This window comes from Arcobacter roscoffensis (genome assembly GCF_024267655.1).
GTDB classification, from domain to species: domain Bacteria; phylum Campylobacterota; class Campylobacteria; order Campylobacterales; family Arcobacteraceae; genus Arcobacter_B; species Arcobacter_B roscoffensis.
Genome location: NZ_CP100595.1, coordinates 472,238 through 486,381, shown reverse-complemented (window position 1 = coordinate 486,381; position 14,144 = coordinate 472,238). Strand labels below are relative to the sequence as shown.

General features: G+C 29.5%; 12 protein-coding genes. 11 read left to right on the top strand and 1 reads right to left on the bottom strand.

Annotated features, from left to right (window positions below; all coding sequences use genetic code 11):
* Nucleotides 1-26 precede the first annotated feature (26 nt).
* The 10 genes from NJU99_RS02395 (at nucleotide 27) to NJU99_RS02355 (ending at nucleotide 10,504) form a co-directional block, all read left to right on the top strand.
* A complete protein-coding gene (locus tag NJU99_RS02395) occupies nucleotides 27-692 on the top strand; it encodes a Crp/Fnr family transcriptional regulator (protein WP_254577140.1) in 666 nt (221 codons plus the stop codon).
* Nucleotides 689-1,669, top strand: coding sequence for a type IV pili methyl-accepting chemotaxis transducer N-terminal domain-containing protein (locus NJU99_RS02390; RefSeq protein WP_254577139.1), 981 nt, complete (start codon nucleotides 689-691; stop codon nucleotides 1,667-1,669). The genes NJU99_RS02395 and NJU99_RS02390 overlap by 4 nt, the downstream gene beginning before the upstream one ends.
* Nucleotides 1,670-1,774: 105 nt before the next feature.
* Complete coding sequence (gene cobA / locus NJU99_RS02385) at nucleotides 1,775-2,506, top strand: uroporphyrinogen-III C-methyltransferase (RefSeq protein ID WP_254577138.1); 732 nt, start codon at nucleotides 1,775-1,777, stop codon at nucleotides 2,504-2,506.
* 261 nt (nucleotides 2,507-2,767) lie between these two features.
* Nucleotides 2,768-3,136, top strand: coding sequence for a transporter substrate-binding domain-containing protein (locus tag NJU99_RS14980; RefSeq protein ID WP_429726343.1), 369 nt, complete (start codon nucleotides 2,768-2,770; stop codon nucleotides 3,134-3,136).
* 132 nt (nucleotides 3,137-3,268) lie between these two features.
* Nucleotides 3,269-3,784, top strand: a complete 516-nt coding sequence (locus NJU99_RS14975; RefSeq protein WP_429726342.1) for a type 2 periplasmic-binding domain-containing protein — start codon at nucleotides 3,269-3,271, stop codon at nucleotides 3,782-3,784.
* Between the two features lie 76 nt (nucleotides 3,785-3,860).
* Nucleotides 3,861-5,045: an amino acid ABC transporter permease gene (locus NJU99_RS02375; protein ID WP_254577137.1), complete on the top strand. Its 1,185-nt coding sequence runs from the start codon at nucleotides 3,861-3,863 to the stop codon at nucleotides 5,043-5,045.
* Entirely contained in the window at nucleotides 5,045-6,124 is a 1,080-nt protein-coding gene (locus NJU99_RS02370; RefSeq protein ID WP_254577136.1) for an amino acid ABC transporter permease, read from the top strand. The genes NJU99_RS02375 and NJU99_RS02370 overlap by 1 nt, the downstream gene beginning before the upstream one ends.
* 20 nt (nucleotides 6,125-6,144) lie before the next feature.
* Nucleotides 6,145-6,891, top strand: a complete 747-nt coding sequence (locus NJU99_RS02365) for an amino acid ABC transporter ATP-binding protein (protein ID WP_283256435.1) — start codon at nucleotides 6,145-6,147, stop codon at nucleotides 6,889-6,891.
* A gap of 1 nt (nucleotide 6,892) precedes the next feature.
* Nucleotides 6,893-8,251 (top strand): L-serine ammonia-lyase, encoded by a 1,359-nt coding sequence (locus NJU99_RS02360; protein ID WP_254577135.1) that lies wholly within the window; start codon nucleotides 6,893-6,895, stop codon nucleotides 8,249-8,251.
* A 12-nt stretch (nucleotides 8,252-8,263) separates the two neighbouring features.
* Complete coding sequence (locus NJU99_RS02355; protein WP_254577134.1) at nucleotides 8,264-10,504, top strand: methyl-accepting chemotaxis protein; 2,241 nt, start codon at nucleotides 8,264-8,266, stop codon at nucleotides 10,502-10,504.
* Between the two features lie 14 nt (nucleotides 10,505-10,518).
* Here NJU99_RS02355 and NJU99_RS02350 read toward each other — a convergent pair whose 3' ends face one another.
* Nucleotides 10,519-11,145: a LysE family translocator gene (locus NJU99_RS02350; RefSeq protein WP_254577133.1), complete on the bottom strand. Its 627-nt coding sequence runs from the start codon at nucleotides 11,143-11,145 to the stop codon at nucleotides 10,519-10,521.
* A 190-nt stretch (nucleotides 11,146-11,335) separates the two neighbouring features.
* Between NJU99_RS02350 and napA the strand changes: the two genes are divergently transcribed.
* Nucleotides 11,336-14,137 (top strand): nitrate reductase catalytic subunit NapA, encoded by a 2,802-nt coding sequence (gene napA, locus NJU99_RS02345; RefSeq protein ID WP_254577132.1) that lies wholly within the window; start codon nucleotides 11,336-11,338, stop codon nucleotides 14,135-14,137.
* Nucleotides 14,138-14,144 lie beyond the last annotated feature (7 nt).

Here is a 14,144-nt window from a genome sequence, read left to right as displayed (position 1 = left end):
AAATCTAACAAATTAAAAGGTTCAAATTGAGAATACAAGAAACCATCTCAAAAATAAGTTTTTTTAATAGTTTAAGCGATGAACAAATTGATGAAATGTCATCTATTTCAAATGTAATAAACTACCCAAAAGACTCCATTTTATACTATGAAAGTGATTCTTTAAATAATTTACTTTTTTTAGTAAAAGGTTTAATTAAAATATATAAAGTTGATAAATTTGACAATGATATTTTTTTATATCATATCTATGAGAACTCAATGATTTCTGAACTAATTTCATTAAGAAATGATGAAATTTACTGTTTTTCAAATGCAGAGTTCACAGAAGATTCAACTATTTTATCAATTGACTTTAAAAAGTTTCAAGAACTTTTTTTATCAAAAAATATTTTAACTATGGATTTAATGGAAATTCTTTTAGAAAAAACCCATCAGTTACAATGTATTGTAAATAGAGAACTTGTATTTGACGCAACTGCAAAAGTTGCTTTTATGCTTAACCAAGACCTTGAAATGTTTAATAAATTAAAAAGACAAGAAGTCTCATTCATGTTACATATTCAACCTGAAACTCTATCTAGAGTACTAAAAAGACTAGTTAGAAATGAAACTATAGAAATAGAAAGCGGAAAAGTGAAAATCATAAATAAAGAAGAATTAACATCTACTTTTAGAGGAGTAGGAGTATGAACCAAAATACAATCGGAAGAAAAATAAGAGTCATAGGTATTTTATTTATTATATTGATGACTATAATTATTGCAACTACTGTTTACTTAAGTGATAAAAATAAAAAAGATGCCTTAGTAATTAACATTGCGGGTAAAGAAAGAATGTTAACGCAAAAGATTTCTAAAAATATTTTTTATTTATATCATAATAATGCCTATTCTTTTACAGAATTAGATAGTGCAACTTTAGAGTTTATTTATAATCTGAATTCATTAAAAGATGGTAATAAGCTAATTGGTATTTTTAAAGCTCCCACAGATGAAATTGCTTCACAAATTTCAAAAGTTGAGATTTTATGGAATAACTTTTATAACAATATAAATAGATTTAAAGAGTTATCTTTAAAAAGAGATTTAAATAATGAAAAAGAATTAAAAAGTATTGTTAATACTATTTATAAAACAAACAATCATCTTTTGGAAGAAGTTGATAAACTTGTATCAATGTATACAACATATACAGAAGGAAAATCTCAATACATACAATATATGCAATATGTCTTTGCGTTAATCATAATATTCCTAATCATATATAGTTTCTCTCAATTAAAAAAAATGGAAGTAAATGCTAAGAAGTTCTTAGAGTATTCAAAGAAAGTTGTTCAAAGTGAAGGGAATGAACCTTTAGTTCCTATTAAGATTGAAGCAGAAAAAGAGATTGTTGAAGCAACAGATACAATTAACTGTTTTATAAATAAAGTGAATTCAGCCGTTGAATACTCAAGTAGCGCTTCAAAAAAACTTGAAGAAATCACAAATGAATTTGATGAAATTCTTGATGAACTTAACAATAATACAAATATCTCATCACAGCAATTAAACAAAAGTGAAGATATGGTTATTGAATCACAAGAAGAACTAATCAATTCATCAAAAAAACTTCAAGAATTAAAAAAACAATTGGACTCTTTAATAAACAACTGCAAAACTCATTAATATAGAGTTTTGCAAAACACATATTCTAATCCCTAGTATTTTAATACACTATAATACTATAAGGTATAATCTAGTATACTTTCAAAAATTTAATTAAGGTATAAAATGGCGAAGGTATATTTAACAGGAGCAGGTCCTGGAGATATAGAACTTATGACAATAAAAGCATTAAGAGTTGTACAAAATGCTGATGTAATAATATATGATAGATTAGCAAATATCGAAATATTAAAAGAAGCAAAAAAAGATGCAAAGCTTATTTTTGTAGGAAAAGAAAAGGGAAACCATAGAGTTCCTCAAGATGAAATAAATGAACTTATTTATCAAAGTGCTTTAAAGTACGAAAATGTTGTAAGACTAAAGGGTGGAGATCCTTTTGTATTTGGTAGAGGTGGAGAAGAAGCTTTATATTTAAAACAAAGAGATATAAAGTTTGAAATCATACCAGGAGTTACCTCAGCTATTTCAGTACCTGCTTATGCTGGTATACCTATTACACATAGAGGAGTTACTCCTTCTTTTAGAGTTGTTACAGGTCATAGAAAAAGCAGTGATAATATCGCCAAAATAAATTGGGATAGTTTTATAGAAGATGAGACTATTGTATTTTTAATGGGATTACATAATATTGAATTAATTGTTGGTAAACTTTTAGAAGTGGGTAAAAAAGAAGATTATCCATGTGCTATAATCTCAAATGGTACAACTAAAGACCAAAAAGTAACAACTGGAACATTAAGCAACATTGTTTCAAAATCAAAAGAAGCTCAAAGTCCTGCAATCATAATAGTAGGTGAAGTAGTAAACTTAAGAAATGAATTAAAATGGTTTAATTAAGCCATTTTTTTTCTTCAAAATCACAAAAGCCCAATAAATAGGACTTTTTATTCATTTACCTATTTTAATTAAACACTTTATTTCTTTTTAATTTTTTTGTCTATTATTAATTTTAATAAAGTTTCAAAAACTTTCAAAATTGTCTATTTTATATATACAATTGCTACCCAAATGCTATATTTACCTAATATACTGAATTACAAGTTAAATTCAATTAATTACAAAATCTAGAATTTACAAAATAAACTTTAAGGATGAGAAATGAGATTTTTAAAAACTGCTTCATTAAGTATAGCATCGGTAGCTTTATTAGCAAGTGTTTCTACAGCAGATACATTAGATTCTGTTAAGAAAAAAGGTGTTTTAAATTGTGGTGTATCTACTGGTATTGCTGGTTTTTCTGCAACTGATTCTAGTGGACAATGGAAAGGTTTAGATGTTGATATGTGTAAAGCTGTTGCATCTGCTGTTTTTGGTGATCCATCAAAGGTTAAGTATGTAGCTTTAACTGCTAAAGAGAGATTTACGGCATTACAAAGTGGTGAAATCGATTTATTATCTAGATCAACTACTTGGACTAATACAAGAGATACATCTTTAGGTCTTAACTTTGCTGGTGTAAACTACTAAGATGGTCAAGGTTTCTTAATCAACAAGGATATTGGTGTAAATTCAGCAAAAGAGTTAGATGGTGCTACAGTTTGTATTCAAGCAGGAACTACAACTGAGCTTAACTTAACTGACTACTTTAAAGCTAACAAAATGACTTATAAACCAATCACTTACGATACATCTGGTCAAACTATTGAAGGATTTAAATCTGGAAGATGTGATGTTGTAACTTCTGATGCTTCACAACTTTATGGTTTAGTATTAAAAGTAAAAGATCCAAATTCTGTAAAAGTACTTCCTGAAATTATTTCAAAAGAGCCATTAGGACCTGTTGTAAGACAAGGTGATGATAAATGGTTTAATATCGTAAAATGGTCGCATATTGCAATGCTTAATGCAGAAGAGTTTGGAATCACTCAAGCAAATGTAGACTCAATGTTAAAATCTAAAAATCCAGGTATTAAAAGAATCTTAGGAGAATCAGGAAAAGCTGGTGAAAACTTAGGTTTAGATGCAAAATGGGCATATAACATTATTAAAAATGTTGGAAATTATGGAGAATCATTTGAAAGAAATGTTGGGGCTAACTCTCCACTTAAAATTGATAGAGGTTTAAATAAACTTTGGACTGATGGTGGTTTACAGTATGGAGCACCAATTAGATAATCTTATCTAATACTTTAGAATATTAAATTCTATCAAATCAAGGGGGATTAATCCCCCTTTTTTATAAGGTAAAAAAATGAATAAAAAAAATAAACCCCCAATGCTTTCAAGTGCATTTTATAACAATCCTGAAAACAGAGCAATTATTTATCAAGTAATGGCACTTGCAGCAATATTTTTATTTACATATTTTGTTTTAAATAATATGTTTATAAATATAGAAAAACGTGGAATTAATACAGGTTTTGATTTCTTAGGCAGTGAAGCTGGTTTTGGAATTTTACAATCATTAATTGCATATGATGAATCAGATACCCATGGAAAAGTATTTATAGTTGGTTTATTAAATACAATTTTAGTTTCTGCTATTGGTATTATCTTCGCAACTCTTATTGGTTTACTAGTAGGTATTGGTAGACTTTCAAAAAACTGGATGGTTTCAAAACTATCAATGGTATATGTTGAGACATTTAGAAATATCCCTATTCTTTTACAAATTCTTTTTTGGTATAACGTTGTTTTAGCAGCCCTACCAAGTCCAAGACAAAGTATTTCTTTTTTTGACTCTATTTTTTTTAATAATCGTGGTTTATATATTCCTAAGCCTATTTTAGAAAGTGGTTTTATTGCAGTTATAATTGCTTTTGTATTAGCTATTGTTGCTGTTATTTATCTATCAAATTGGGCCAAAAAAAGACATGATGAAACAGGAGAAGAGTTTCCCTTATTTGGAACTTCTCTAGCAATTTTAATAGGTGCACCTGTTTTAGTTTATTTTTTAAGTGGTACACCTGCTACATTAGAGTATGCACAGTTAAAAGGTTTTAACTTTAGAGGTGGATGGACACTAATTCCAGAACTACTTGCCTTAGCTTTTGCACTTAGTATTTATACTGCTACTTATATAGCAGAAGCCGTAAGAGCTGGTATTGAAGCTGTTCCAAAAGGACAAAAAGAAGCTGCTCATGCTTTAGGATTAAAAGACTATATTATTCTTAAAAAAGTTGTTTTACCACAAGCATTAAGAGTTATTATTCCACCTGTAATTAATCAGTATCTAAATTTAGTAAAAAATTCATCACTAGCTACAGCTATTGGTTATCCAGAGTTAGTAACTATTTTCTCAGGTACTTCACTAAATCAAGTGGGACAAGCAATTGAAATTATCTTAATGACAATGGCAGTTTATTTAACGTTAAGTATTCTTATTTCAGTACTAATGAACTATGCAAATAAAAAAATGCAAATAAAGGAGAGATAATGGCTATTTATGAAAAACTAGAAGCAAGACCTGCTCCTTCAAGTACAAAAGGTATTATTCACTGGGCAAAAGAGAATTTATTTAATTCTATTCTTAGTACAGTTTTAACATTAGTATCATTTTATTTTCTTTATCTAATTGTTCCTCCTTTATTAGATTGGATGATTTTTGATGCTACATGGAGTGGTACAAAAGAAGAGATTACAAAAGATGGTGCTAGATGGATTTTTATTTTTGAGAAATTCAATCAGTTTATTTATGGTTTCTATCCAGAAGAATTATACTGGAGACCTAACTTAGCTTTATTTATTTTTGTTGTTTATGTAATTGCATTTAAAATGATAGATAATATAAAAGTTAAAGCTTTTATCATTCTTTCTTTCCCTGTAATTACTTATATTTTAGTTGCAGGTGGATTTGGTTTAGAAGTAGTTGAAACTGATAAATGGGGTGGATTACTACTTACTATTATTGTTGCATCTGTTGGTATTATTGCTTCTTTTCCTATAGGTATTATTTTTGCACTAGGAAGACAATCTGATATGCCAATTATTAGAACAATATCTATTATATATATTGAGTTTATTAGAGGGGTTCCTTTAATTACTATTTTATTTATGGCATCTGTAATCTTACCTTTATTCTTCCCTGAGGGAATGGATTTTGATAAATTACTAAGAGCATTAATTGGTATTACTTTATTCCAAGCTGCATATATAGCAGAGGTTATAAGAGGTGGATTACAAGCTATTCCAAAAGGACAATATGAAGCAGCAGATGCTTTAGGTTTAACTTATTGGAAAAAGATGGGATTAGTAATCTTACCACAAGCATTAAAAATTTCTATTCCAAATATTGTTGGTTCATTTATTTCACTATTCAAAGATACAACTCTTATTTTGATTATTGGATTATTTGATGTTCTTGCAATGGTAACACTTACAAATAGTGATACAAACTGGTTAGGATTTGAAACAGAAGGTTATGTTTTCGTAACAATGATATATTGGGTTATTTGTTTTAGTATGTCTAAATATGCTAAATCAATTGAAAATAGATTTAATACAAATCATAGATAATAAAAAGATAGGATTACAAAATGAGTGAATTAGAATATATGATACAACTAAAAGAAGTTAATAAATGGTACGGGGATTTCCACGTACTTAAAAATGTTAATTTAAATGTAAAAAAAGGTGAAAGAGTTGTTATTTGTGGACCCTCAGGGTCTGGTAAATCTACAACTATTAGATGTATGAATAGACTTGAAGCTTTCCAAGAAGGTCAAATTATTATTAATGGTTTAGAATTAACAGAAGATGTAAAAAGAATTAGAGAAGTGCGAACTCATGTTGGAATGGTTTTTCAGCACTTCAACCTTTTTCCTCATCTTTCAATCTTAGAAAACTTAATTCTAGCTCCAACATGGGTTGGTAAAAAACCAAGAAAAGAAGCTATTAAAACAGCTATGCACTATTTAGAGAGAGTTAAAATTGCAGACCAAGCTGATAAGTATCCAAATCAATTATCAGGAGGACAACAACAAAGAGTTGCAATTGCTAGATGTTTATGTTCAAATCCAGATATTATGTTATTTGATGAACCAACAGCAGCATTAGATCCTGAAATGATTGGTGAAGTTTTAGATGTTATGACTGAACTTGCTAATGATGGAATTACTATGGTTTGTGTAACTCATGAAATGGGCTTTGCAAAAAAAGTAGCAGATAGAGTTATCTTTATGGATGCAGGACAAATCGTAGAAGAAAATACTCCACATGAGTTCTTTGACAATCCTCAATCAGATAGATTAAAACTATTCTTACAACAAATATTAGATCACTAAAATGACTATCTTTAACCTTTTTAAAATAGGTATTGGACCTTCTAGTTCTCATACTGTAGGACCAATGCTTATTGCAAAAAGGTTTGTAGATTTAATAAAAAAGCAAAATCACTTCTCAAATTTCGACAGAATTAAAATAGAATTATTTGGCTCACTTGGGGCTACAGGAATTGGTCATCATAGCAATAGTGCTGTTTTATTAGGTCTAATGGGAAATGAACCCAAAACAGTAGATACAAATACAATAAATCAAAAAATAGATGAAATCAAAAGTTCATCAAAAATCAAGCTATTAGATGAAAAAAAGATTGATTTTTCATATGAAAATGATTTGATTTTATACACAAATAAAACCCTAGATTTTCATCCAAATGCAATAAAACTAAGTATTTATAAAAATGAAACTGAACTATTTTGTAAAACTTACTATTCAATTGGTGGAGGAGAGGTAATAAGTGAAGATGAAATTGATTCTAAAAAATCAAATGAAAAAACTCTTCCTTATGATTTTGCTAGTGCAAAAGAGTTATTACAAAAAGCAAAAGAGAATAATCTAAGTATTTCACAACTTATATTAGAAAATGAAAAAGTCTATAAAAGCGAAGAGAATATAAAAAAAGATTTATTAGAAATTTGGAATGTTATGAAAGGCTGTGTTTCACAAGGACTTAAAGGGGAAGGCTTTTTACCAGGTGGTCTAAAAGTACCTAAACGTGCTTTTAATATTCATCAAAAATTAAAAGCGAAAGTTCCTAATGACCCTTTGGCAATAGTAGACTGGATAAATCTATATGCCCTCGCAGTTAATGAAGAGAATGCCAGTGGAAGTAGAGTAGTAACTGCTCCAACAAATGGTGCATCAGGAATCATTCCAGCTGTATTGCACTATATAACAAACTTTTTAAATCACAAAAATGAAGAAGAAGTAGTAATTAATTTTTTACTAACTGCTGGAGCTATTGGTCTTTTATATCAAAAAAATGCTTCTATTTCAGGTGCTGATGTGGGATGCCAAGGGGAAGTTGGGGTTGCTTGTTCTATGGCTGCGGCTGGTATGGCTTCATATTTAGGTGCAAATATCAAGCAAGTAGAAAACGCAGCTGAAATTGCAATGGAACATAATTTAGGACTTACTTGTGATCCAATAGGTGGACTTGTACAAATTCCTTGTATTGAGAGAAACGCAATGGCAGCTATGAAAGCTGTAAATGCTGCACGAATGGCTATAAATGAAGATGGGAAACATTATGTTTCATTAGATTCTGTTATCAAAACCATGTATGATACAGGAAAAGATATGCAAAATAAATATAAAGAGACTTCTATGGGCGGTTTAGCCGTTAATTATATAGAATGTTAGAAAGGTACTTCTATGTTAAACAATACTATAAACAAAAAAATATCAACTCTTATTGGAATAACTATTCTTATTTTAATGACAGTATTTACAGTTTTTATGATAAAAAATATCAATACTAAACTAATTAAAGACCTAGAAAAAAACCTACAAGTACAAGTTGGCAACTACTTACAAACAACACAAATCTATAATGATACTTTAGAAAAAAATTCTTTAACACTTTTTAATGTATTTGAAAAATCTTTTTTAAATCTTAGAAAAAAAGGTGAAAGAAGAGTAAAAATAAATGGTGTTGAAACTCTAGCACTTTTTGATGGTTTTGCAAGATTAAATAGAAACTTTGACCCTGTTGATAGGTTTGAGGAATTAACAGGAGCTGTTTCAGCTGTATATGTAAAAGATGGTGATGAATATATGAGAATCACCTCATCATTAAAAGATGAAAATGGCGAAAGAATTTTACTTGACACTATTAAAAAAGATTCAAAAACCTATAAAAATATAAATGAAAAGAAAAAGTTTATTGGTCTTGAATCTTTTGCAGGAAAAACTTATATGTCAGTTTACTCACCAATAATAAAAAATGATGAAATTATAGGTGCTTTATTTATAGGATATGATTTTACAAAAGGTTTAGCAACTCTAAAAAAAGAGCTTAAAAAAGTTCTTATTGGAGATAGTGGATATATTTATATTCTTGATAAAAAAGGTAATCTTATTCTTCACAAATCTTTAGAAGGTAAAAACATATTTACACTAAAAGATGCCAATGGAAATGAATTTATAAAAAATATGATTAATAGTAAAAATGGAGTTCTTCATTATGAGTATAATGAAAATGGCTCAGTAAATACTAAAATAGCAGCCTTTACAACATATGATAAATGGGATTGGGTAATTGTTGCTGGTTCATATGAAGATGAATTTTTAAAAATATCTCAGGAAGTGCAAAAAATATTTATTATTGCTACTATTATTTTAACTCTTATTCTTTCAATAATGATTTTTTTACTTATTACAAAAGTAATATCAAATCCTTTAGAAAAATTCCAAGATGGATTAATTGACTTTTTTAAATATTTAAATAGAACAAATAAAACTGCTAAGAAAATTGATATTAATACTACAGATGAAATAGGTAAAATGGCTAATGTTATTAATAAAAATATTGAAGACATACAAATTCATTTATCACAAGACCATGAATTAATTGAAAATGTAAAAACTGTAGTAAGTAAAGTTAGTCACGGTCATTTAGATAATCGAATAGAAAACACTTGTGATAATCCTTCTCTAAATGAATTAAAAGATTTAATCAATAACATGCTTGATAAATTAGAGACATTTGTAGGTAAAGATATAAATGAACTAAGTAGAGTCCTAGAACTATACTCAAAAAGAGATTTTACAGAATCTTTAAATACAAGCCATACTGGAAAAATTGGAAAAGAGATTTTTAATATGAATGAGATTATTACTGAGATGTTAGTTGATAATCAAAATGATGGTTTAAAATTAAAAAATAGTTCAACACAATTATCATCAAATGTAAATACCTTAAGTACAAATGCAACTAATCAAGCAGCATCACTAGAAGAAGTAGCTGCATCAATTACGCAAGTAACTGAAAATATTAATCAAACAAGTAACAAAGCTCAAAATATGTTTGAATTATCTTCAACAACAAAAAAATCTTCATCAACAGGTAAAAATTTAGCAAATAAAACAGTTCATGCTATGGATGAAATAAATGAAAAAGTTCAAACAATTAATGAGTCAATTAGTGTAATTGACCAAATTGCCTTCCAAACAAATATTCTTTCACTAAATGCAGCTGTTGAAGCAGCAACAGCTGGTGAAGCTGGTAAAGGTTTTGCAGTAGTTGCGCAAGAAGTAAGAAACCTAGCTTCAAGAAGTGCAGAAGCAGCAAATCAAATTAAACAATTAGTTGAAGATGCTACTATTCAAGCTAAAGAAGGAAAAGAGATTAGCTCTAATATGATTAATGGATTTGAGTCATTAGAAAGTAAAATAAATGAAACAAATCATATTATTACAGATGTTGCAAATGCAGCACAAGAACAAACAAAAGTAATGCTTCATATTAGCGATACAATAAATAAACTAGATAGATTTACACAAGAAAATGCACAAGTAGCAGAAGAGGCAAATAGCATTTCTAAATTAACAGAAGATATTGCTAGTACTGTTGTTGAAAATGTAAATAAAAGTGAATTTAAAGGTAAAAAATAGACTTTTTAGGGGAATTAGCCAAAGGCTAACCATACCCCTATTCCCATCATCATACTTCCTGCTATCTTATTTATCAATCTTACATTTGAACTATTTTGCAATAGCTTACGTAAAGTTTTTCCACCTGTTGCATAAATAATTAAACATGAAAACTCTAAAAGTAATATCATAAAAATCAATACTGTTAATTGTGAAAACATAGGTAAACTTTGATCTATAAAAGGAGGAAGAAGTGCTATAAAAAATGCCCAACCTTTAGGATTTGCAATTGCTGTTATAAAACCTTGCATCATTAGGTTTTTCTTTGAAATACTATACTTGTACTCATCAAGATTTATAGCCATTTTCCCACGTGAAAGCCACATTTGAATACCAAGATAAAATAAATATGCTCCTCCCCCATACTTAAGTATTAAAAATATTGTTGGATATTTAAGCATAATAGTTGCAACACCAATTACAGAAGATGTAGCAACCAAACCAACTCCTACAAGTTCTCCATACATCATATAAAGTGTATTTTTTAAGCCTATACTCATTCCCATACTAAGAGCTAAAGTCATACACATTCCAGGAGTAATAGAAACAACAAAAAAAGTAGGAATAAATACAGCTAATAAAGATAAATTAATAAAGTCCAAAATAATCCTTTTATAAAGATAATATTATATTTAAAAATACATAAGTAGCTATTGATTTTTTAAAAAAGTTTTGGAAATAGGACAATTATTATCTTAATTAAAACTTAATCTAATTGACATGGGTCAATTTCTTTAGCTTACATTATTGTTACAATTATCCTACAAAACTTAATTATTCAAAGGAGAAGTTATGTCGCTTTCAAGAAGAGATTTCCTAAAAAGCTCTGCAGCAGCATCAGCAGCAGCAGCAGTTGGTATGAGTGTACCAATGGAATTACAGGCTAAAGCAGATGCAGCACAAGGTGGCTGGAGATGGGATAAAGCAGCTTGTAGATTTTGTGGTACTGGTTGTGGGATTATGCTTGCAACTAAAAACGGTAAAATTGTTGCAGTAAAAGGGGATCCTGCAGCTCCTGTAAATAGAGGTCTTAATTGTATTAAAGGATACTTTAATGCCAAAATTATGTATGGTGCTGATAGATTAAAACAACCTTTATTAAGAGTTAATGCTAAAGGTGAGTTTGATAAAGATGGAAATTTCGCTCCTATTTCTTGGGAAAGAGCATTTGATGAGATGGAAGTTCACATCAAAAAAGCTTTAAAAGAAAAAGGTCCTGAAGGTGTAGGTGTATTTGCTTCTGGACAATATACAGTTCAAGAAGGTTATGCTGCACAAAAAATGATGAAAGCTGGATTTAGATCAAATGCTATTGATCCAAATGCAAGACATTGTATGGCTTCTGCGGTTGTTGGTTTTTATCAAACTTTTGGTATTGATGAGCCATCTGGATGTTATGATGATATTGAACTAACTGATACAGTTGTTACATGGGGTTCAAATATGGCAGAAATGCACCCTATTTTATGGTCAAGAGTTACGGATAGAAAACTATCTGATCCTAAAAAAGTAAAAATTGTAAACTTATCTACATATAGACATAGAACTTCTGATATAGCTGATATTGAAATAATTTTCAAACCTAATTCAGACTTAGCTTTATGGAACTATATTGCAAGAGAAATCGTATATAACCATCCTGAAGCAATTGATTGGGACTTTGTTAAAGAACATATTGTATTTGCAGCAAGTCCTGTTAATATGGGTTATGGGATGAGAAGATCTGATGAAAAATCAATCAAAGAAGGTAAATATACAGATAAAGAAATGGAAACTATTTCTAAAGAAATGGAAAAAATCGTTTCAGAAGATGAAGCTCCTGCACTTAAACCTTATGGTTACAAAGCTGGGGATAAGATGGTAAATAAACCAGCTGGATTAAAACACTGGGAAATTTCTTTTGATGAATACAAAAAATTCTTAGAACCATATACAGCTGAATATACAACACAAGTTTCAAAAGGTGATCCTGATGAATCTGATGAAGTGTTTATGAAAAAAATCAAAGAATTAGCAGATTTATATATTGAAAAAAATAGAAAAGTAGTATCATTTTGGACAATGGGTATGAACCAACATACAAGAGGTACGTGGGTAAATACTTTAGCATACAATGTTCACTTCTTATTAAATAAACAAGCAAAACCAGGTTCTGGTGCATTCTCACTTACAGGTCAACCATCTGCTTGTGGTACTGCAAGAGAAGTAGGTACATTTACGCATAGACTTCCAGCTGATATGATGGTAAAAAATCCTAAACATAGAAAAATCACTGAAAACTCATGGAAGATTCCAAAAGGTACATTAAATCCTGTTGGAAATCAACATATTATGAAAATTCATAGAGATATTGAAGATGGTGTTGTTAAATTTGCATGGGTAAATGTATGTAACCCTTATCAAGATACAGCAAGTGCATCTCACTGGATTAAAGCAGCAAGAAAAATGGATAACTTTATTGTAACTTCTGATGGATACCCAGGTATCTCAGCAAAAGTTTCTGACCTTATTTTACCATCTGCTATGATTTATGAAAAATGGGGAGCTTATGGAAATGCTGAAAGAAGAACACAACATTGGAGACAACAAGTATTGCCTGTAGGTGATTCTATGTCTGATACATGGCAATGGGTTGAACTTTCAAAAAGATTTACAGTAAAAGATTTATGGGGTGAATATACTCTTAGAAATGGTAAAAAATTAGCAGATGTAAGAGCTGAAGCTTCTAAAATGGGATACGATGAGAATACTACTATGTATGACATCTTATTTGCAAATGAGAAAGCAAAATCTTACAAACTATCACAAGATGACGAAATTCAAGCAGGATATGATAATACTGATGGTTTTGGAGATTCAAGAAATGTAATTGGTTCAGATGGTAAACCATGGAAAGGTTATGGGTTCTTTATTCAAAAATACTTATTTGAAGAGTATGCAGAATTTGGTAGAGGTCATGCACATGATTTAGCTGACTTTGATACATACCATAGAGTAAGAGGACTTAAATGGCCAGTTGTTGACGGTAAAGAAACACAATGGAGATTTAATACTAAATATGACCCTTATGCAAAAAAAGCCAATCCAAATAGTGATTTTGCTTTCTATGGAAAATTAGCAAAAGCATTACCAAAGGGTGATTTAAAAGGTGTTACTGATAAAAACAAAACACCACTTAAAAATAAAGCAAAAATCTTTGCACGTCCTTATATGGATGCTCCTGAAATGCCAGATAGTGAATATCCAGTATGGTTAAGTACGGGTAGAGTACTAGAGCACTGGCATAGTGGAACAATGACTATGAGAGTTCCTGAACTATACAGAGCAGTACCTGAGGCATTATGTTATATGCATCCTGAAGATGCTAAGAAATATGGTGTTAAACAAGGTGGTTTATGTTGGGTTGAGTCAAGAAGAGGAAGAGTTAAAGCTAGAGTTGAAACAAGAGGTAGAAATAGACCATCTAAAGGTTTAGTATTTGTTCCTTGGTTTGATGAAAAAGTATTTATCAACAAAGTTTGTGCTGATTATACTTGTCCTCAATCAAAACAAACGGACTTTAAAAAATGTGCGGTAAAAATTTATAAAGCATAAATAAGAA

Excerpts from the sequence above, each read along its gene's own strand:
- NJU99_RS02390 (WP_254577139.1), top strand. The coding sequence starts at position 689 with ATGAACCAAAATACAATCGGAAGAAAAATAAGAGTCATAGGTATTTTA.
- cobA (WP_254577138.1), top strand. The coding sequence starts at position 1,775 with ATGGCGAAGGTATATTTAACAGGAGCAGGTCCTGGAGATATAGAACTT.
- NJU99_RS14980 (WP_429726343.1), top strand. The coding sequence starts at position 2,768 with ATGAGATTTTTAAAAACTGCTTCATTAAGTATAGCATCGGTAGCTTTA.
- NJU99_RS14975 (WP_429726342.1), top strand. The coding sequence starts at position 3,269 with ATGACTTATAAACCAATCACTTACGATACATCTGGTCAAACTATTGAA.
- NJU99_RS02375 (WP_254577137.1), top strand. The coding sequence starts at position 3,861 with ATGAATAAAAAAAATAAACCCCCAATGCTTTCAAGTGCATTTTATAAC.
- NJU99_RS02370 (WP_254577136.1), top strand. The coding sequence starts at position 5,045 with ATGGCTATTTATGAAAAACTAGAAGCAAGACCTGCTCCTTCAAGTACA.
- NJU99_RS02365 (WP_283256435.1), top strand. The coding sequence starts at position 6,145 with ATGAGTGAATTAGAATATATGATACAACTAAAAGAAGTTAATAAATGG.
- NJU99_RS02360 (WP_254577135.1), top strand. The coding sequence starts at position 6,893 with ATGACTATCTTTAACCTTTTTAAAATAGGTATTGGACCTTCTAGTTCT.
- NJU99_RS02355 (WP_254577134.1), top strand. The coding sequence starts at position 8,264 with ATGTTAAACAATACTATAAACAAAAAAATATCAACTCTTATTGGAATA.
- napA (WP_254577132.1), top strand. The coding sequence starts at position 11,336 with ATGTCGCTTTCAAGAAGAGATTTCCTAAAAAGCTCTGCAGCAGCATCA.